The sequence below is a fragment of the Oscillospiraceae bacterium genome (genome assembly GCA_015068645.1).
GTDB lineage: Bacteria > Bacillota > Clostridia > UMGS1840 > UMGS1840 > SIG452.
In genome coordinates this window covers 187,809-207,852 of record SVKD01000001.1, presented here as the reverse complement: position 1 = coordinate 207,852, position 20,044 = coordinate 187,809, and the positions used below count along the sequence as shown (strand labels likewise).

Below are 20,044 nucleotides of genomic sequence, written 5' to 3'. Positions count from 1 at the left end.
GGGCATGAGTTATTCAGACATCGTAAACGGACAACTGGAATCCGCTTTTGCAGAAATCGAACAACAATCATACGAACCCCGCATCTTAAAAGAGTTGTTCGAAGATGTCTGCTCGTAGAATAGCTTAATTTCATCAAAAATTCATATAAAACGACGATTTCATTAACAAAAAATAAAGAATACATAAATAGAAGGTGCCACGAAGTCTTAGATGACACGTTTTTAACGCAGGAGAGGGGTAGTGAAGTACAAACTACTTAATAAGTCCTTTTTGTATGTACAGGCAGTGGTTAAATGGAGTTTGATGAACAGCCTTTTACGAGGTTTTACGATTATGAACAAATATATATTTATATGCGAATCCTCTGGACATTCTTCTGAGCTTTATATCTCTGCTAAAAACGAAAGGGATGCTATAGCAAAGGCGCGAGAGTATTGGGGAGGTCGCATATTAACAAATGATGAATTTAGAATACTATGTGAATCTGTAAGCATGGAAAGAATAGCAGAGGTATTTTACGAAACCACTGGTGAATATATTGTATATTTCGCTAAGGCATCCGATGAATGCTTTATTAACGATTTTAAGGAAATATAATAATTTCATATAATTCAAGAAAGGAGGTAATAAGAATGCATGACGGCGATACCTATGTATCTCAAACAAACTACGATTACGAAGACAATAAATATTACCCTGTAGGCGATGGAGTGTATTCTCATCCTGAAACAAGCGGAGATTTCTTCTATGGTGATCCTAGCAAAAATAAATAATATGGAAAATAAATTATCTATCTTGGAATATTTTGATATACTGATTAAAGATATTAGATTTAAAAAATTATGTGATGATATTATTAAAGATGTAATACAAAATATTCCAGATTCAAAACCAATTACATTTGATAATAAAAAGGAGTGATATATTATGTCTCAGTTTTCAGGAAAATGTGATTTTTACGATCACCTTTCAATTATGGGTTATTCTAATAGAGATATACAAGACAAGCTAGAGGTTTATGTAGGTAATCGAAAAACTCCTCTAAAATTCAGAACTTTAACAGACTTGATTCCGTATTATCCATACATAATACATACATCTGTTTATAATAACGCCTTAGGGAAAGGTGTTATCACCTTATCAAAAGAATCGTTCGTAGATTCCGAAGAGAGGGAAATCCTTGAGTATTATCTAAAATATCTTTTAAGAATTTACAAAAGATATAAACGCAAAAAAGAACTGTTTGATATTGATGAGGCTGTTAAGACGGTATCTCTTGCAGGTGCACGCAACAGTCATGTCGTAGAATTGGCGACCAGGGTTAGTCAACACGGTAATAAAGCAAATATTGACGGCATTCATATTGAGTCAAAAGACTGGTATCGTAGGAAGCTAATTGAAGTGATGATTCAAAACAATCTTAATCCGTGTGACTATGGTTATGCTAGACTAATCTCTTAAATTTTTGATTTATCATATATGTAAAAGGAGCTAAATATAGCTCTTTTTTTAATACATCAAAATTCCTAGGTTTATGCATATAAAACAAACAATCCCGAAAGGGTTTATATAGATACTTACATATATGAAAGGGGGTAGTGATATGAAAAAAATTAAACGAATCTACAAAAAAGGAGACAAAGAATGAGTCCAGAAAGTATGAAAGAAAGGTTTTTAGAAATCTGCAAAACAAAGATTCATAGAGATGGCATCGACGAGCTGATTAACTGGCTTGAACGAAGCGACTTCTTTATGGCACCTGCAAGCACAAAGTTCCATGGTTCCTATGAAAGTGGTTTGTTAGAGCACTCATTAGATGTATATGAGTGTCTAAATAATCTGGTAGCCAGATACCCATCTCTAAATATTAGCGAAGAGACAGTAGCGATTTGTGGTTTATTTCATGATTTGTGCAAAGTCAACTTTTACAAGAAAGATAAGAAGCGAGTTAAAAACATCGATACGGGGCAATGGAATACAGTTGATACATATATCATCGATGAGAAATTTCCGATTGGTCACGGAGAAAAAAGCTGTATTATTATCCAGTGGTTTTTAAAAGAACTTCACACAGACGAACTTCTTGCTATTCGGTATCATATGGGTGGGTTTGATACCGTTGTGAAAGGTGGAGATTTTAGCATGAGTAAAGCATACGACTTAACACCAATCGCGCCAATGTTACATCTTGCAGATATGGAAGCCACGTATTTATTCCAAAGAAATCATTCTATTCGAATCGAAGGAGGGTCTTATGACAGCAGCAACACAACCGCTTAACATTTATCAAAAGTTAGCAAAAATTCGAAAGCCAGTTGAGGTTATCCAGAAAAACAAAAAAGGTTTTGGGTACATGTATGTCACAGAAGATGTAATTCTTTCAAAAATTACAGGTCTTATGGACAAGCACGGTGTGTCTTTAATTCCAAATATTATTAAAGATAGCACAGAGGTTATGCCGTATTCATACACCAAAACCAAGACAACACAAGCTGGAAAGATTTATGATGAGCACGTTAACGAAATTATTATCAAAGCAGACATGGAGTGGCATTGGGTAAACAACGATAACCCAGAAGACAGAGTTGTCGTCCCCTGGGCTCTTGTCGGTCAACAAAATGACGCAAGCCAGGCTTTCGGTTCCGGCCTTTCTTATTCCTCTAGATATTTTATGTTAAAGTACTTCAATGTCGCTACATCAGATGATGACCCAGATAAATGGCGTAGTGAACAGAAAGAAGCGCAACTAATAGAAGAAAGAGAAATTGCTCTAAAAATCGTAGAAGAAATTCACAGTATTGTAATTTCTTATATTGAGGCAAACCCCGATAAAAAACCCGAAGTTACAGAGTTAATCAAGCAATATGCAAGAGGCAAAAATGGTAAACCAACAGGAGATTATTACTGCATTGAAAATCCTGTTGTCGCATCAGAATTGTTAAATGCTATAAAAGAAAAATTATTAAATATAAAGGAGAAGTAATATGGGTTTTAGAAAAAACGCATTCGCTATCGTATTTGATGTATCAGAAGGAAAAAATAAAACAAAGTCAGTAAGGCTGGCAATTTCCAGAAAACGTAAGGATACAGATCCTCCAGTTTACGAACAGGAGTTTGGTGGTTACTGTACATTCATTGGAAATGCAAATGCAAAAGCAGAAAAACTAAAAGAGAGGGACAGTATCCGTCTCGGAGAAGTGGACGTAACAAATTGGTATAATAAAGAAAAAAACAAGACTTACACTACTTATAAGGTTTTTGACTTTGAATTCTGTGATGAGTTTACATCATCTTCAAGTACACCAAAGAAAACTGAAGATGTAGAGAACGAAACAGAAGAAGGAGAGCCTGAAGAAGAAAGACTCCCGTTTTAATTTTGAATAATGAGATATACAAATATTATTGAAGAATCCACATGGTCATACTCTCGTATAACACAATATGAGAGTTGTCCATATGGATTCTTTTTAAAATACATCCGTAAAACTTCTCCATGCAGGCATTTTTTTTCAGATTACGGATCGTTTATGCATCGAATTATTCAGAAATATTTAGAGAAGGAATTAACAAGCGAGGAGCTCGCTACGTTTTATCTCACAAATTTTTATCAAGAGGTTAGAGAGCGAGCTCCGACCATCGAAATCTTTCAAGATTACTTTACTCAAGGTCTAGAGTATTCGAGAGATATCAAAATTCCTCAAGGAGAGGTTTTAGGTATTGAACAAAATATGATATTTGATGTTGAAGGTATTCCATTCACCAGTTTTGTTGATTTGATTACACAGGATAACGGTGTTTGTATTACTGATAACAAATCAAGAAAATTAAAACAAAGAAGCAACCGTAAAAAACCAACGAAGTCTGACAAAGAGCTGGATAAGTATCTTCGTCAACTATACCTATATTCGATTCCAATAGAGCAACAGTACGGTTGTTTTCCGAAAGAGCTTATTTTTAATTGTTTTAGGAGCAAAGAATTAATCGTAGAGCCGTTTAATATTGAAAAATTTTACGAAACAAAGAAGTGGGCTTTAAATACAATTAACGATATATCGCTAGAGTCAGAGTGGAAACCTGATATCTCTTGGTTTAAATGTAAATACCTATGCGATTGCAACCATAAATGTGAATATTGGCAAATGTTTAATTAAGATTGAATGGAGGTGGTGTCTGTTGAATGCATGTGACATTAAGAATGTAGAAAGCGAAGCCGGAATTATAGCATCCATCGTTATGAAACCTGAATTTACTTTTTATTCAGAACAGCTTAGACCAAATCATTTTTCAGATACACAAAATGCCTATATTTATTATGCCGTATGCGAATTAGCGAAAAGAGGAATTGAAAAGGTAGATGCGTATAACATCACAAATGTGTTGAATATGCGTGATGCAACAAAGAAAGCTACAGAAACAATTACAGTTCAAGCGCTAAACGACCTGTTAGATGTAGCAAAACTTATTGCCAGAGAAAGTATCGAAGAATATAAACTTTTGGTTAATAATGTATTAGATGCCGCATTCAGACGAGATACATATAACAAATTAGTTGAATGTGAGCGTCTTTGTTTCAACAGCTCCGAACAAAACATCGAACAAAAAATCTACTCATCTCTCGACGATGTGATGATGCAATTTTCTACCACAACAGAGGTTCCGCAATTCAAAGATGTTGTTGACTCTCTATGGGGAGAAATCGAATCCCGTCAAGACCATAGCTATGCAGGTATTCCGTTTAAGTTTCCGAGCTTAAATAACTACGCAACTATAGAACGCGGAGAACTGTTTATTTTTGCGGCAGAAGCTAAACAAGGCAAAAGCATGATGCTTTTAAATTGCGCTGTTGACCTGCTAAAGAAAGATGTTGCTGTGTTATATATCGATAGTGAGTTAAACTCAAGAATGTTTACCTGTAGACTATTATCTCACTTAACAGGTATTGAGTTCGGAAACCTGAAAGCAGGCAGATACAATGAGGAAGAAAAAGCAAAAATAGCATCAGCTATCAACTGGCTAAAGACTAAGAAATTCACACATCTATATATGCCCATGTTCGATGCACAAAGCATCTATACCGCAGTAAAAAAAGTAAAACACACACAAGGTTTAGATGTGCTGATTGTTGACTATTTCAAAGGTAAGGGCGACGGAGACGCATTTGAATCATATCAAGAATTAGGTAGGTTTGTAGATATGGTGAAAAACCAGCTTTGCGGAGATATGAATATCGCGGGAATCGGAGCTGCTCAAGCGACTTCAACTGGTAAAGTAGCAGATTCTGCAAAAATCGGTAGAAACGCCTCTACAATCGCACTCCTGCAAGACAAAACTCCCGAAGAAATCGAAAATGACGGCGTTGCCTGTGGAAATAAAAAGCTTCGGATATGTCTCAACAGAAACGGAGCGCAAATGTCAGCAGATGAATATATCGACCTACAGTTCGACGGAAATATTATCAGATATACAGAGGCACAACAACATATACCCGTATCACCTTATTAACAGGAGGTAATATGGAAGTTCAAGAATTATTAGAACAAGTTGATATTGTAGAATACATAGCACAGTATTGCGATTTAGAAGAAAAGAACGGTGAGTTTTGGGCGCTATCACCATTCAAAGAAGAAAAAACGCCGTCTTTTTCTATTCGTAAAGAGAACCAAAGGTTTTATGATTTCAGTTCAGGAGTTGGTGGTAACTTAATTCATTTTATCAGAAAGTATCACAACTGTGGGTTTGAGCGTGCATTAGAAATTATACGAGACTTTGCTAAACTTTCCGGAACTGATATCGAACACACAATCCGTCTCGGGACAACACAAATTGCCAAAAGGTTTCGTCAGTACGATCCTGTTAAGAAAGAATCAAAGACGGTTGTTTTACCTAAAGATTATATGTCAAGATACGAATTCAACCTCGATAAACTTCGAGCGTGGGTAGATGAGGGGATCGGCTTTGATACACTATCGAGATTCGAGGTAAAATACGACTCGTTTTCAGACAGAATAGTTTTTCCAATTAAGAGTTACACAGGTGATATTATTAATATTTGCGGAAGAACATTAGATCCAAATTACAAAGAGAAAAAAATAAGAAAATATACATATTTTAAACCGCTCGGTATTTTAGATACTCTATACGGATTTTCTGATAACCAAGAAGAAATCATGAAGAAGAAAGAGATTATAATTTTTGAGGGTTCAAAATCCGTAATGCTTGCGAGCGAATGGGGAGTCCATAACACCTGTGCGATTCTAACATCTCATCTTAACCCACAGCAAATGCTGTTTTTGATTAAACTCGGCATTAGAGTTGTCTTCGCTTTAGATGAAGATGTTGACGTTCTTTCAGATAAAAACATTCAAAAGTTAAAAAGATACCTCACAATTGACTACATTAAAGACACTGATAAGGTATTGCAGTCTAAAATGAGCCCCGTCGATATGGGCAGAGAGGTTTTCTTAAAATTATACAATGAAAGGATACGGATATGAGTGAATCAAATAGATTGAAAACTTATATACCATATCATATACATTCTGAGTATAGTTTACTTGATAGTTGCACGAAATTTACTGATTATGTAGATTTAGCGATTAAATACGGATGTAAAGCATTCGTTTCCACAGAACACGGAAAGCCAATGGGTTGGATTTCAAAGAAAATGCATTGTGATAAGGTCGGAATTAGATTTATACACGGAGTAGAAATCTATTTAACAGAATCACTGGATGAAAAGGTAAGGGATAATTACCATACCATTTTAATTGCAAAAAACTACGATGGCGTAAAAGAATTAAATGCTTTGGTAAGCAAATCCTGCAACGAAGAGCATTTCTATTACACCAATAGAATTACATTTGATGAGTTTTTAAGTATATCAGATAATATCCTATCAACCAGCGCTTGTTTAGCATCTCCGTTAAATAAACTTCCGGATACACACCCAATGTACTTAGAGCTTTCCAAAAAATACGACTTTTTTGAAATCCAACCACACGCACATCCAGACCAAATCTCTTATAATCAGAAGCTTTATGAGTTATCTTTAAAACTAAATAAGCCGTTAATTGCAGGAACCGACACGCATAGCTCCTCTAAGTACAAAGGAGAGTGCAGAGATATACTACTATCTTCAAAACATAAAAATTACGGCGACGAAGATGTATTTGATTTAACCTATAAAACATACGAAGAGTTAGTCGATATGTTTAAGTTGCAAAATGCAGTTCCCGAAGAGGTCTATCTGCAAGCAATCGAAAACACTAATTTAATTTACGATCTAACAGAAGATTTTGAAATAGATAAGTCTATCAAATATCCGATTCTGTACGGTTCAAGAGAGGCTGACTCAAGACAATTTTCAGAAACAGTAGAAAGAAAGTTCAAAGAAAAAGTTGACTCAGGAATTATACCTGAGCATCAAGTTGAAGCGTTTCGCAATGCGATTGATGAAGAAATGAGAGTATTTCAAAAACTCAAAATGGATGGGTTTATGCTCTCTATGTCAGAACTTATTTGTTGGTGTAAAGACCAAGGAATGGCGATTGGAACCGCAAGAGGGTCTGTAGGCGGTTCAAGAGTTGCATACATAACAGATATCATCGACCTCAATCCTGAAACATGGCATACGGTTTTTTCGAGGTTTTGTAATGAAGACAGAGTTGAGATTGGAGATATTGATATTGACTGTGTGGAATCAGATAGACCCTATATCTTCAAACATATCATCGAACGATTCGGAGCAGATAAAACCGCGAGGGTTGCGTCATTTGGCACAATTCAGTCAAAGGGAGTTATTGATGATGTAGGCAGAGCACTCGCAAAACGGTGGACTAATGAACATATAGGTGTAGGTGTGATAAAAGGATCCCATCCATTAGACGGAGGGCAAGGGTATTACTTAGATAACACAGAAGAAAATCCGTGGTCTCTTCCTAAAATTGCAAGAATTAAAGACGAATTTGATGCATCTCCAGATGAAACAAAAGAAAAATACCCAGAGTTATTCTATTACTACGACGGACTGCTTGATACAAAAATTTCTCAATCTGTTCACCCAGCAGGTATGGTTATCAGCCCCATATCATTAGTAGAGAATTATGGGGTATTTGATAAAGACGGCGAGATGTGTTTAATGATTGATATGGATGAAGCACATGAAGTTGGCGTTGCAAAATACGACTTCCTTGTATTAAAAACAGTACAGGTTATCCGTGATACTTGCAGATATCTTAACATTCCATACCCACAATCTCACGAAATCAATTGGAATGATGAAGATGTATGGAGAGATATCTTAACTTCTCCGGGAGCAATCTTCCAATTTGAAAGTGCTTTCGCATTTGAAAGTCTGAAAAAATACCAACCTAAAAGCTTATTCGATATGTCTCTTGTTACTGCGTGTATCAGGCCGTCCGGTACATCATACAGAGATAATCTTCTTGCAAGAAAGCCAAATAAAAACCCGTCAGAACTGATTGATAACCTCTTATCAGATAATAACGGATATCTTGTATATCAAGAGGATGTTATTAAATTCCTACAGTTAATTTGCGGTCTTTCCGGAAGTGAAGCAGATAACACCAGGCGTGCTATTGGTCGTAAGGATAGAGAAAGGCTTGAAAAGGCATTGCCAAAGATTCTCGATGGATACTGCCAAAAGTCAGATAAGCCTCGTGAAGAAGCAGAAGAAGAAGCAAAAACATTCCTGCAAATTTTAGAAGATAGTGCCTCGTATATGTTTGGGTATAATCATTCAATCGCATACTGTATGCTAGGGTATCTATGTGCGTATTTCAGACATTATCACACAATTGAGTTTATTACTTCCTTCCTAAATAACGCCGCTAACGACAACGATATACAAAACGGAACAGCGTTAGCAAAACGATATGGTATTAAAATTTCGCTCCCAAAATTTGGGTACTCCGGAAGTGAATACACTTTCAACAAAGAAGATAAAGTAATTGCAAAAGGTGTTAGTTCAGTAAAATACTTAAGTACTTCAGTAGCAAACACATTATACGAGTTATCACAGAAATCTCAGTACGATTATTTTATGGACGCTTTATATGATATTGAACATAATACACCTACAGACTCAAGACAGCTTGAGGTTTTGATTAAAATCGATTATTTCTCAAAGTTCGGAAATCAACGAGAGCTGTTTAGAATATTAGATACTTTCTATAACATTTTCAAGCGTGGAGATGTCAAACAAATCAAAAAAGAAAATATTGTAGGAACACCGCTTCATGAAATCATTGCAAAATACTCAATCGGTACAACCAAAGATGGTAAAGAAGCAAAGTCATACACAATACTCAATGTAAAATCAGCAATGCGTGATTATGAGGATATGATTAGAGAACTACAAATGCCAGACCTCGGAGATATATTAAAGGTGCAAAACTTCAAATCAGTAATGGGTTACGTAGGGTATGTATCCGGAAACGAATCTGACCGACGCAAATTATTTATCAAAGATATTTTCCCTGTAAAACGAAAACGTGACGGAAAGCAATTCGGGTATCAGATTATCACACAGTCTATCGGAAGTGGTATTGAAAGTAGGTTCACTGTTTTCAACCGTCTTTACAATAATGACCCAATAAAGAAAGACGATATTATATTCTGTAATAGCTATGTGCAAGAAAACGGATACTACACGCTAACTGGATACTATCATATTTATAATTAAGATATGGAGGAAATTACTTTGGAAAAATGTAATTTATGCGGGAAAGAGCTTGATTTTTGGGATAAAAATTCAGGACTCACAATTAACAATATAATCGGATACGGTTCCGTATACGACTGTAATCAAATCAAAGTGAAATTGTGTTGTGATTGTACAGACAAACTTATCACTTACCTTGTTGACCACTGCAAAATCAATCCATTAGTAGGGTACGAAATTTAATAAATATCATATATCATCGGGGGAAATTTTATGTTATTTAAAAAACAACAAAATGTTCCAGATATGTTGGAGCAAAAGAAACAAAAACTTAATACATATTCTAATATATTTAATAAAGCAGTGTTTGTCGTTAATACAGTCATTGATACTCTGACAGAGGCTAATGTAGGAATCGAACAAAGCATATCCGAAATTAATGAATACCAACAAGAGCTATCTAACACGGCTAAGGGTTTGCAGGAGAGCAAAGATAAAAACGAAGAGGTTATCAAAAACTTCAAAGCATTGATTGCAGAATAGGAGATTGATATGACTTACTCTATCGGTAATGTAACTGGCAGCCATATTAGCCCTATAGAATACAACACTATAGCATACAACAGTGACTATACAATCAATAGTATTCAAGAAATCGTTAGCGAATTATTAAGGTATCAAAGTGTACCTCCAGATGTTATTGGTACAAATGATGATATTACTAATTTATTTGCATATCCAACATATGTAATGGGTAAATGGTACGATGAGCAAATTATAGAAATAAAATGCGAAGATGAAGAGGAAGAAGTTATCACGTTTGATGAAAATGTAGCAAGCGAGCTATTGGATGAAATAATCGGAGGATAATATGAACAAAAAAATGGAAGAAAAACTAACTGCTGAATTTGAAAAGCAGTTTAAGAAGATACATACAGAGGGCTTAACGCAAGGCTCAAAAGCAATGTGTGCTGTAATTCTTGCAAAAGCAACTGATGAATCTAAAACATACGAAGAACGCATTACAGAAATCGTCCGTTTTTGCACTATCTCTGTAGGAGATACCAACCGTGAAGTTTGAAGTTATTGATGCAAATGGACAGGTCGTTATGACAACTGATTATACAGAATGTATCCCTGCAGAACCAATCCTAAAGGCGATGCAGGGAGCAGGGTATAAGTTTAGGATTGACGGCAAAAATAGTTCGATTTCGAAGCTAAAAACAATTATAAAAGGATAGTTTTATTAACGAAAATAAAAGGAGTTAGATATGGATTTATTATATGATTTATTAAGAGATTTTGAAGATGATGAGCAACTTGCGTTTTACAAAAAAGAAATCGACGGCAAATGTATTTATTGTTTCGGAGCTGTTGGTATCCCAAAAGAAAACATTTCATACTCCACAAAGCATTATAGCAAAACCAACGAAGCGTACCTGAAAATCATTGGCGAATATGAAGACCAAGATACAGGATTTGCAAATAGCATTGATATTAAGATTCCTGTTAATACGAATGTGTATGACGGATATGAAATCGATATTAAAAATGGACTTGTGGAAGTTACTCTGTACGAAATTAAACAACCAGAACCTACATTAAAGGATTTGAGTAAAAAATGATAGAAAATTATTGGGTTAAGAATAATAATATTTCACCAGGCACACCTCCAACAAAAATATTCGATACTCGATATAATAAGGTGATTGGATATACAACAAATATCACAAAGGATAGAGTATATATACATATCACAGATGCATTTCAACATTTATTAAATACACAAGAACACCGCGGTATTATGTTTCATCATAATTATCCTTAATAGGAGGTGTCTCTGATAAAGTCAGCCGCAATTATAGACGCTGATTTAATCGGACGTACTAAACACAGGTTTCCAAATCTCGCCTGTATGAAATTATCTGCTTACTATCAATCAATAGGATATCAGACGGTTCTAAAAACCGATTACGACAATCTTGAAAATTACGATATTGTAACTATATCAAAAGTTTTTATGGACACAGAGATTCCGGACGAGCCGTCTGATAAAACCCTAAAAACAGAAGAAACAATACATACTTTTTATGAACACAATCCAATCTTGAACTTACCAAATGTAATTTACGGCGGTACGGGGTTTTATTATGATAAATCACCGCACCTACCTAATGATATTGAGCATATAATGCCTGACTATCATTTATACGACCAATGGATTTACGAGTGTTTAGAGACCGAGAAATTAAAATCAGCTAAGAAACAAAAAATATTCAACCATAAGAAATTTATGGACAATTTCAAATATTACACAGACTACTCAATAGGGTTCTTAACCAGAGGATGCTTTCGTCAGTGTCAGTTTTGTGTAAATAAAAACTATAAAAAAGTAGTACAGCATAGCCCTATAGAAGAATTTTTAGATTCTTCAAGAAAGAAAATTTGCTTATTGGATGATAATTTTCTTGGGCTACCGCAATGGAAGGAATTCTTAACAGAGCTACAATCATTAGGTCTTCCTTTCCAGTTCAAACAAGGATTAGATGAAAGACTTTTAACAGACGAAAAATGTGATTTGCTGTTCAAAAGCAAGTATGATGGAGATTTCATATTTGCTTTTGACAATATCGAAGATAGTAGAATTATCGAAGAAAAATCAACAATGATACGCAGACACTATAAAAGTAAAGGTCAGAATGTAAAATTTTATGTGTTTTGCGGGTTTGACAGACAAAATAAATACGATACAGACTTTTGGATAAATGACATCAAAGACATTTTCAGGAGAATATTTATTCTCTCGAAATATAATTTCAAGCCGTATATTATGCGATATAAAGATTATATAAAGAGTGAATTTTACGGGTCATACATAAATATTGCGTGCTGGTGCAACCAAGCATCACTTTTCTATAATATGTCATATCGTGAGTTTTGTACTCGTGACGACCAACGAAAGAGTGGGGGTAATGGTACCTCTGCTACATGGAGATATTACAGTCAGCTGGAGCAAGCAGATAATTCCCTTAATCAGTATTTTGATATTACACCCAAAAGTCTAAAACAAGATTATTCCGAATGGTAAATAGGAGGATACATAATGGAGAAAAGATATAATTTTAATATCGATTTTGATAAATTCGTTTGTCCTGATTGTGGCCGTGCTTTACAAACCAGACGAGCAGAATTTAAGCTTGCTAAAAACTACCCGCTACTCAGACAGTTCATCGATCAAGGCGGAGTTACAATGACATTCACTACATTGTGTAATCACTGCAAATCATTATACAGAGTTTATTGTTTATGTAGAGATGTAAATAACGATGTTGACGTTACTGTATGTAAAGTAGAAAAAATTTGATAGCAGATTGATTCAACAAAAATGGAATACCCTGTGAGGAACGGAGATAAAATTTTCATTTTATTGTAATAGGAGGTTGAAATATGATGTATTCAGTATATCCAAAGATGAAAAGGATTGGCGACGTTTTTGAATTGTTGTCTTGTGGGAAGCCCAAAAGAGTTATATTTGATTTATCCGAAGACGGAACATTTTATAATACCAAAATCTATATTGATATTATTGATAAGTCAAAAGACGAAGAATATGAGGGCTATATTGAATGTAAATCTAATCTAGAGCATATAGAAAATTACTCTTTGGTATATGACCGCGAGGATAGAGATTCTGAGATTTTTACTATCACTATCCCTGATTAAACATTTATTTTAAGAGGTGAAATATGGTGAATATGTGCAAGGATTGTGTAAATTGGAGTGGTATTGGTTTTGCAGAAAATGCTGGTTGGTGTGAAAAGAAAGATATCGCAGTCTCATACGACGATAAATGTGATAACGATTTTAAAAAGAAAAACGAAGATGTAAACACATTAAATACACATTTCATTTAAAATTAGGAGAATAATATGATATACACAACTTATTTTGCAAAGTTAAAATCTTTACCTGAAAATATCATACCAATTTCAATATGTGGTAAAGCACCGGATTGGTATAAGGGCTTTCAATATAAAAAACTTGCTCCTAAATATGATTTCTTTATGGAGTGGAAGGAAAATCACGACAACGATTATTATATCAAATGCTTTAATGAGCAGGTGTTAAATAAGCTTGATTGGTTTCAAGTATATCAAGAGTTACAAGACCTTGCGGCTACTTGTGGTAAACAACATTATGAGATTGCACTAATTTGTTATGAGAAACCATTATTGAGAATTTTTTAGAGAATATTGTAATGAGGTGATGCAATATTACAAGTGAAGAAAAATTGTTGTACAACGGATATGAAGATGTAAAGTATTTAACTAATTATAGTTATGATACCGCATTAATAGGAGTCACAGAAGATAACAGAGCTGTATACGATTTTGAAAAAATGGTTGAATGGCTTGTTGAAGCCGAAGGGTCTACATCTGAAGAAGCTGTTGAGTGGATTGAATACAATACAGTTCGGACGTTGCCTTACTTCGGTGAAAAGGCTCCCATTATAATGTATCCACTACAAGAATAAAACCACGCTTTAAATCGGAATAAACAGTGTTATAAAAAAGGAGATATATATATGAAGAAGATTTTATTATTATTGATTGTTTTATGCTTAATGTCAACATGCTATTGTAACGCTTCAAATTCAAATAAATATGTTGTAACTGCGAGCTGCTTAAATGTAAGAACAGAGCCGAATACTAATAGTAAAGTAGTCGGTGGTTTATATAGAGGTTCTGTAATTACTGGATCGGAAGCTCCTAATGGATGGACTTCTATTACATACAACAACAGACTGTGTTATGTTTTTTCGAAATACTTAAAATTATATAGTTCATCGCAATCTACTACAACGAGTTATTCTTCGAGTGATTTAGATATTTTATCACGTGTTGTAAACGCAGAAGCGGGAAGCAGTTGGTTATCTGATGAACATCAGCGTGCTGTTGCAAGCGTTGTCTTAAATAGGGTTGCAGATAGTCGATTCCCAAACACGATTAAAGGAGTGGTGTACCAGAAAGGTCAATACGCGTGCACTTGGAATGGAGCTATCAATAAGACCCCTTCCCAGCGAGCTATAAATAATGCTAAATATGTATTAGAAAATGGCATAACCATTCCATCTAACGTAGTGTTCCAAGCTCAATTCAAACAAGGAAACGGTGTATGGAAGTATATACAAGGTCATTATTTTTGTTATTAATGAAACGAGGATACTGATGGGATAAAATCAAATGAATGGGAGGATATTTATGTATGAACGAATATAAACATATTAACAATGAACCAAGTCTCGAAACAACAAAAATTATGGTGCTTTTAAATAAAATTACACATGTTGTAAAATTTGTAAGACTTGTGTCAAAATGTAGAGATGATGTAGTAGTTAAGTCTGGTAATTTTTCAATTAATGCAAAATCGTTGTTAGCTTTGTTTTGTTTGGATTTATCAAAGCCTGTATTTGTAGAATTTCATGGTGATATTCCTCAAGAAATTGAAGGGGATATAAAAAAATTCATTGTGTGATCAAAGGGGTTTGATAAGTTTGCACAACCAATATAGATATAATATTCCACAAATCATACAAGATATCTGCGGGGATAAATATGACCATTGGCGTGTTGGTCAATTTTTATCTAATTTTGCCGACTGGCTACATAGCAATAAATTGGTAGATATTTTTTATTGTACAGATGAGGATTTGTATAACTACTTAATTGAATTTTCAAAGGAGGGCAATATTTAATTATATATGAAAGTAACATTAATTACACATACACCTGAACCTGAAAAGGTTATAGCGAGTGCAGCTAAGCTTTGTTACAGTTCAAGTGATATTAAGTCTCTTATGAGTGGACTTACTACAGAAAAAATCGAAGCTTTTATTAAAAAACTTACAGATTTAGGACATCAAAGTCCGTTAGAGCATTGTAGTTTTACATTTGGCATAGAGGGAGTAAGCAGAGCGTTAAGTCACCAGTTGGTGCGTCATAGAATCGCATCATATTCTCAGAAGTCCCAGAGATATGTAAAGGAAGGACAATTTGAATATATAGTACCTCCGTCAATAATAGAAAATCCAATATGCAAAGATGCATTTGAAGACTTTGTAAAAAATTCACAGTGGACTTATGATTTTCTTATTAATAACGGTATTCCGGCAGAAGATGCGAGATTTGTACTTCCTAATGCTTGTGAGACAAAAATTATAGTAACCATGAATATAAGAACTCTTTTGCATTTCTTTGAGGAACGCTGTTGTAATAGAGCACAATGGGAAATCAGACATATGGCATATGCAATGTTAAGAATATGCAAAGATGTCGCACCTAATCTTTTTGCAAAAGCGGGAGCAAGTTGCGTAAGAGGCAAGTGTAAGGAAGGTAAAATGACTTGTGGGAAACCAAAGAAAGGATAATAATATGAAGAAGATTTACATCACAAATGGTTCTGGAACAAGCGGCAAAGATACATTTGCGAAAATGCTATCAAAATACATAACGGTACACAAATACTCATCCATTAACCTAGTCAAAGCTATGCTCCAGTTTGTAGGAGTAGATACAGAACAGAAAACAGAAGAGCTTAGACTATTATTGAGTGATATGAAGGACAGGCTTACAAAATACGACAATATTCCATTTAAGGATATCAGTGAGGTTGTCAATAACTTTAAAGATAACCAGATTACAGCTGATGTACTTCTTATAGATATCAGGGAGCCTGACGAAATCGCACGAGCGGCAGAAGTTTTTGATGCAGATACAATACTGATTAAAAACCCTAATGTTAAAAAAATCAAGAGTAATCATGCAGATGCAAATGTAGATAACTACAACTACGATTATATTATTGAGAACGACGGAACATTAGAACAGCTTGATAAAATGGCATACCTGTTTAGCGAGCAGGTAATTAAGAATAATTGTTTCGAAAAACCCACAAGATTTATGTGTAGTGAATTAAAAGGTGAAATATGAGAGAATACAAAATTTACTTATGTGGCGGGATGAGCAAATTCGGCAAAGATAATTTTGAAGAGGGAAATTATTGGAGAAAATATTGTAAAACAATTATTGAGCATTGTGACTGCAATTTTAAAATAGAAGTTATTAACCCTAATGACTTTTTCAATTTCCTTGATGAAGTACCTCAATATAAAACACAGTACGAGGTTATGAGATTGGATTTACATAAACTTCGTAATTGCAATTTAGTTATAGCTAATTTTAATGATATGTACTCATTAGGTAGTATGGCAGAGATTGCAATCGCTTACGATAGAGGGATACCTGTTATTGGACTCGACACAAATAATCAGGAGTTACATCCGTGGCAAACCTGTATGTGCGAGCGAATTTTTAACAATATTGATGATATGATTTATTACATTTTGAAATTTTATCTTGGGATTGAGCGTTTTGATTCTCAGTCCGTATAACGGAGGGTAATGGTATGAAACAATTTACAAATTTAACAGCTGAGCAATGGTTAGGTGAAAACAATACACTAGGTATCGATATTTGGCAAAAAAAATATCAACATGAAAATGAATCTTTTGAAGATTGGCTCGATAGGGTGTCGGGCGGAGATAAAGAAGTAAAGCAACAAATCAAAGATAAAAAGTTCCTTTTCGGTGGTAGAATTTTATCAAATAGAGGGTTATCTTCTAAAGGAATCAAATCGACACTTTCAAATTGTTATGTAATTGAACCGCCAAAAGACAACATCGAAAGTATATTCGAATGTGCCGGAAAACTTGCGCGTACATTTAGTTACGGCGGAGGTTGCGGTATTGATATTAGTAAACTGGCTCCAAGAGGCGCTACTGTAAGAAATACAGCAAAACAAACAAGCGGAAGCGTTTCATTTATGGATTTATATTCTATGGTTACACAATTGATAGGGCAGAATGGGAGACGCGGGGCTTTAATGATTTCAATTGATTGTAATCACCCAGACCTCGAAGAATTTATCGAAATTAAGTCTGATTTAGAAAGAGTTACCAAAGCTAATATTTCTGTAAAAATGACCGCAGAATTTCTTAACGCTGCATTAAATGATGAACAGTATGAGTTGAGTTTCATAAGGGAAGAAACTGGCGAAGAAATTACTAAGAATGTTAATGCTAAGGAAGTATTCAGCAAGCTTTGCAAAATGAATTGGGATATGGCTGAACCGGGGATTTTATTTTGGGATGAAATCACAGGATATAATCTATTAAGTAATACCAAAGAATTTAGTTATGCAGGTGTCAACCCTTGCGCAGAAGAGCCTTTACCTGCTGGAGGCAGTTGCCTACTTGGAAGTATTAACTTAAATGCATTCGTTGACAAACAGAGCAAATCGTTTGATTTTTCCGAATTCAAAAACACAGTCAAGGTTGCTGTTAAAGCATTAAATGATGTACTGGACGAAGGGCTATCTTTACATCCATTACAGGAACAAAGAGATAGTGTCCGTGATTGGAGACAGATTGGTTTAGGAGTTATGGGAATTTCTGATATGTTAATCAATCTCGGATTAAAATATGGTTCAAATGAAAGTATTGAATTATGTGACAACATTGCGTTTACGATGGCAAATACAGCCATTAAAACATCAGCAAAATTAGCGAAGCATTATGGTGCTTTTCCAAAATGTAATATCGGAGAAATTATTACAACAGAATTTTTCCTTAACAACACAGATGAAAAGACAAGAGATTTAGTCTTAGAATATGGATTAAGGAATAGTCAATTACTCACAATCGCTCCAACAGGAAGTATCTCAACAATGCTTCAAATTAGTGGTGGAATTGAGCCAATCTTCGCTAACTATTATACGAGAAAAACACAATCTCTTCATGGCGAAGATACATATTACAAAGTATACACTCCGATTGTAAAAGAATATATGGAATCGCACTCTTTAAAAGATGATTCTGAGCTACCTGATTATTTTGTAGTTAGCCAAAGCATCCCGTACAGAGAACGAATCGATATGCAGTCTGTTTGGCAGAAACATATAGATGCATCTATCAGTTCTACCGTTAATTTACCGGAGGCAACCACAGTAGAAGAAGTTGTTGATTTATATATGTATGCATGGAAGAAACGGTTAAAAGGGATTACTATCTTTAGAGACGGATGTAGCAGAGGAGCAATTCTCACAACCAAAGATACCCCGTCTCAAACCAATACACCTCAAGCAGAACTCAAAAGAGGGGATATTATTCAAGTAAATGACGATGTAATTGGTAAAAAACGCAAACTTACAACAGGATGTGGTAGCCTACACTGTAGTGCATTCTTTGACCCAATTACCGGTGAATTATTAGAAACTTATTTGAGCAAAGGGAGTCAGGGTGGATGCCAAAATTTCATGATTGGTTTATCTAGGCTTATCTCGCTATCTGCCAGAGCTGGATGCGATATTCATAGTATTATTGACCAGTTGAATTCGAGCGGTGTTTGCCCATCATATGCCGTAAGAAAAGCAACAAAGAGAGATACCTCCAAGGGTTCTTGTTGTCCTATTGCTATCGGAAACGCATTGTTGGAGATGTATCAAGAAGTACAAGACGAACTCGGATTGTCCAATAACAACGTGGAAGATGTTAGCGTCAAACATCCGTGTCCGAGCTGTGGGGAAGAATTACATTTTGAAGGCGGATGCAATATCTGTAAATCATGCGGATGGAGCAAATGTGACTAATGAGTTATAAATTCTTTCAAAATAAGGAGTGTGAGTGGTTTCCATGCCACTCCACTCATACAGAAAATTTTAACTGTCTATTTTGTTTTTGTCCATTACACCACATTTTAGAATGCGGCGGTAATTATAAAATTATTCAAAACGGAATTAAGGATTGTAGTGGATGTGTGATTCCACATAAAAATTATGACTATATTATCTCTAAATTAAAGGAGTTTGCTTATGAAAATTAAAGTTAAATACCATAATAATAACATACCTAAGTTACAAAAGAACCCCAAAGGCGATTTGATTGACTTATACGCTGCGGAAACTGTTGAGCTAAAAGCCGGAGAGCACAAGCTTATTTCCCTGGGAGTTTCTATGAAACTTCCTGAAGGATATAAGGCAGAATTAACCCCAAGAAGCTCAACTTATAAAACATGGGGTATCTTACAATGGAATTCTGTTGGTCAGATAGATAACTCCTATTCCGGAACAAATGATATTTGGAGATTTCCCGCTTTAGCAATGAGAGATACAGTAATCCACGAGGGAGACAAGATTTGCCAGTTTGAATTGAAGAAAGCTACTATGAATAATGTCTTGTTCGAGGAATCTGACACACTTGATGACACAGATAGAGGTGGATTCGGGTCTACGGGACGCAGGTAGAA

The 20,044-nt window shown here is 34.9% G+C and carries 27 protein-coding genes; all 27 read left to right on the top strand.

Going from position 1 to position 20,044, the window contains the following annotated elements; translation table 11 throughout:
* Nucleotides 1-241 precede the first annotated feature (241 nt).
* Nucleotides 242-598 carry a hypothetical protein gene (locus E7413_01005; protein ID MBE7018448.1) on the top strand — a complete coding sequence of 119 codons (357 nt, stop codon included), beginning with the start codon at nt 242-244 and terminating at the stop codon, nt 596-598.
* 330 nt (nt 599-928) lie between these two features.
* Nucleotides 929-1,462 (top strand): hypothetical protein, encoded by a 534-nt coding sequence (locus E7413_01000; protein MBE7018447.1) that lies wholly within the window; start codon nt 929-931, stop codon nt 1,460-1,462.
* Between the two features lie 183 nt (nt 1,463-1,645).
* Entirely contained in the window at nt 1,646-2,281 is a 636-nt protein-coding gene (locus E7413_00995; protein ID MBE7018446.1) for an HD domain-containing protein, read from the top strand.
* A complete protein-coding gene (locus E7413_00990; GenBank protein ID MBE7018445.1) occupies nt 2,256-2,984 on the top strand; it encodes a hypothetical protein in 729 nt (242 codons plus the stop codon). Before E7413_00995 ends, E7413_00990 begins: the two co-directional genes overlap by 26 nt.
* 1 nt (nt 2,985) lies before the next feature.
* Nucleotides 2,986-3,375 (top strand): hypothetical protein, encoded by a 390-nt coding sequence (locus tag E7413_00985; protein MBE7018444.1) that lies wholly within the window; start codon nt 2,986-2,988, stop codon nt 3,373-3,375.
* Nucleotides 3,376-3,384: 9 nt separating this feature from the next.
* The gene (locus tag E7413_00980) at nt 3,385-4,152 is read left to right on the top strand and encodes a PD-(D/E)XK nuclease family protein (protein ID MBE7018443.1); all 768 of its coding nucleotides are present in this window, start codon (nt 3,385-3,387) and stop codon (nt 4,150-4,152) included.
* 22 nt (nt 4,153-4,174) lie between these two features.
* Nucleotides 4,175-5,503, top strand: coding sequence for a hypothetical protein (locus E7413_00975; GenBank protein MBE7018442.1), 1,329 nt, complete (start codon nt 4,175-4,177; stop codon nt 5,501-5,503).
* An 11-nt stretch (nt 5,504-5,514) separates the two neighbouring features.
* Nucleotides 5,515-6,495, top strand: coding sequence for a hypothetical protein (locus tag E7413_00970; protein ID MBE7018441.1), 981 nt, complete (start codon nt 5,515-5,517; stop codon nt 6,493-6,495).
* Nucleotides 6,492-9,704 (top strand): PHP domain-containing protein, encoded by a 3,213-nt coding sequence (locus E7413_00965; GenBank protein MBE7018440.1) that lies wholly within the window; start codon nt 6,492-6,494, stop codon nt 9,702-9,704. The genes E7413_00970 and E7413_00965 overlap by 4 nt, the downstream gene beginning before the upstream one ends.
* 18 nt (nt 9,705-9,722) lie before the next feature.
* A complete protein-coding gene (locus E7413_00960; GenBank protein ID MBE7018439.1) occupies nt 9,723-9,926 on the top strand; it encodes a hypothetical protein in 204 nt (67 codons plus the stop codon).
* Nucleotides 9,927-9,956: 30 nt separating this feature from the next.
* Complete coding sequence (locus E7413_00955) at nt 9,957-10,226, top strand: hypothetical protein (GenBank protein MBE7018438.1); 270 nt, start codon at nt 9,957-9,959, stop codon at nt 10,224-10,226.
* 9 nt (nt 10,227-10,235) lie between these two features.
* Complete coding sequence (locus tag E7413_00950; GenBank protein ID MBE7018437.1) at nt 10,236-10,553, top strand: hypothetical protein; 318 nt, start codon at nt 10,236-10,238, stop codon at nt 10,551-10,553.
* Between the two features lies 1 nt (nt 10,554).
* Complete coding sequence (locus E7413_00945) at nt 10,555-10,764, top strand: hypothetical protein (protein ID MBE7018436.1); 210 nt, start codon at nt 10,555-10,557, stop codon at nt 10,762-10,764.
* Between the two features lie 190 nt (nt 10,765-10,954).
* Nucleotides 10,955-11,308: a hypothetical protein gene (locus E7413_00940; protein ID MBE7018435.1), complete on the top strand. Its 354-nt coding sequence runs from the start codon at nt 10,955-10,957 to the stop codon at nt 11,306-11,308.
* A gap of 290 nt (nt 11,309-11,598) precedes the next feature.
* Entirely contained in the window at nt 11,599-12,771 is a 1,173-nt protein-coding gene (locus E7413_00935) for a hypothetical protein (protein MBE7018434.1), read from the top strand.
* A gap of 15 nt (nt 12,772-12,786) precedes the next feature.
* Entirely contained in the window at nt 12,787-13,047 is a 261-nt protein-coding gene (locus E7413_00930; protein ID MBE7018433.1) for a hypothetical protein, read from the top strand.
* A gap of 83 nt (nt 13,048-13,130) precedes the next feature.
* Complete coding sequence (locus tag E7413_00925) at nt 13,131-13,406, top strand: hypothetical protein (GenBank protein MBE7018432.1); 276 nt, start codon at nt 13,131-13,133, stop codon at nt 13,404-13,406.
* A 206-nt stretch (nt 13,407-13,612) separates the two neighbouring features.
* The gene (locus tag E7413_00920) at nt 13,613-13,930 is read left to right on the top strand and encodes a hypothetical protein (protein ID MBE7018431.1); all 318 of its coding nucleotides are present in this window, start codon (nt 13,613-13,615) and stop codon (nt 13,928-13,930) included.
* A gap of 26 nt (nt 13,931-13,956) precedes the next feature.
* Nucleotides 13,957-14,217 (top strand): hypothetical protein, encoded by a 261-nt coding sequence (locus tag E7413_00915; GenBank protein ID MBE7018430.1) that lies wholly within the window; start codon nt 13,957-13,959, stop codon nt 14,215-14,217.
* Nucleotides 14,218-14,268: 51 nt separating this feature from the next.
* Nucleotides 14,269-14,895 (top strand): cell wall hydrolase, encoded by a 627-nt coding sequence (locus E7413_00910; protein MBE7018429.1) that lies wholly within the window; start codon nt 14,269-14,271, stop codon nt 14,893-14,895.
* A 53-nt stretch (nt 14,896-14,948) separates the two neighbouring features.
* On the top strand, nt 14,949-15,218 hold the full coding sequence (locus tag E7413_00905) for an HPr family phosphocarrier protein (protein ID MBE7018428.1): 270 nt from the start codon (nt 14,949-14,951) through the stop codon (nt 15,216-15,218).
* 226 nt (nt 15,219-15,444) lie between these two features.
* Nucleotides 15,445-16,110: an FAD-dependent thymidylate synthase gene (locus tag E7413_00900; protein ID MBE7018427.1), complete on the top strand. Its 666-nt coding sequence runs from the start codon at nt 15,445-15,447 to the stop codon at nt 16,108-16,110.
* 4 nt (nt 16,111-16,114) lie between these two features.
* Entirely contained in the window at nt 16,115-16,672 is a 558-nt protein-coding gene (locus E7413_00895; GenBank protein ID MBE7018426.1) for a hypothetical protein, read from the top strand.
* Nucleotides 16,669-17,133 carry a hypothetical protein gene (locus E7413_00890; protein MBE7018425.1) on the top strand — a complete coding sequence of 155 codons (465 nt, stop codon included), beginning with the start codon at nt 16,669-16,671 and terminating at the stop codon, nt 17,131-17,133. The genes E7413_00895 and E7413_00890 overlap by 4 nt, the downstream gene beginning before the upstream one ends.
* A 14-nt stretch (nt 17,134-17,147) precedes the next feature.
* Nucleotides 17,148-19,388: an adenosylcobalamin-dependent ribonucleoside-diphosphate reductase gene (locus E7413_00885; protein MBE7018424.1), complete on the top strand. Its 2,241-nt coding sequence runs from the start codon at nt 17,148-17,150 to the stop codon at nt 19,386-19,388.
* Nucleotides 19,388-19,621, top strand: a complete 234-nt coding sequence (locus E7413_00880; protein ID MBE7018423.1) for a metal-binding protein — start codon at nt 19,388-19,390, stop codon at nt 19,619-19,621. Before E7413_00885 ends, E7413_00880 begins: the two co-directional genes overlap by 1 nt.
* On the top strand, nt 19,611-20,042 hold the full coding sequence (locus tag E7413_00875) for a deoxyuridine 5'-triphosphate nucleotidohydrolase (protein MBE7018422.1): 432 nt from the start codon (nt 19,611-19,613) through the stop codon (nt 20,040-20,042). The genes E7413_00880 and E7413_00875 overlap by 11 nt, the downstream gene beginning before the upstream one ends.
* Nucleotides 20,043-20,044: the final 2 nt, after the last annotated feature.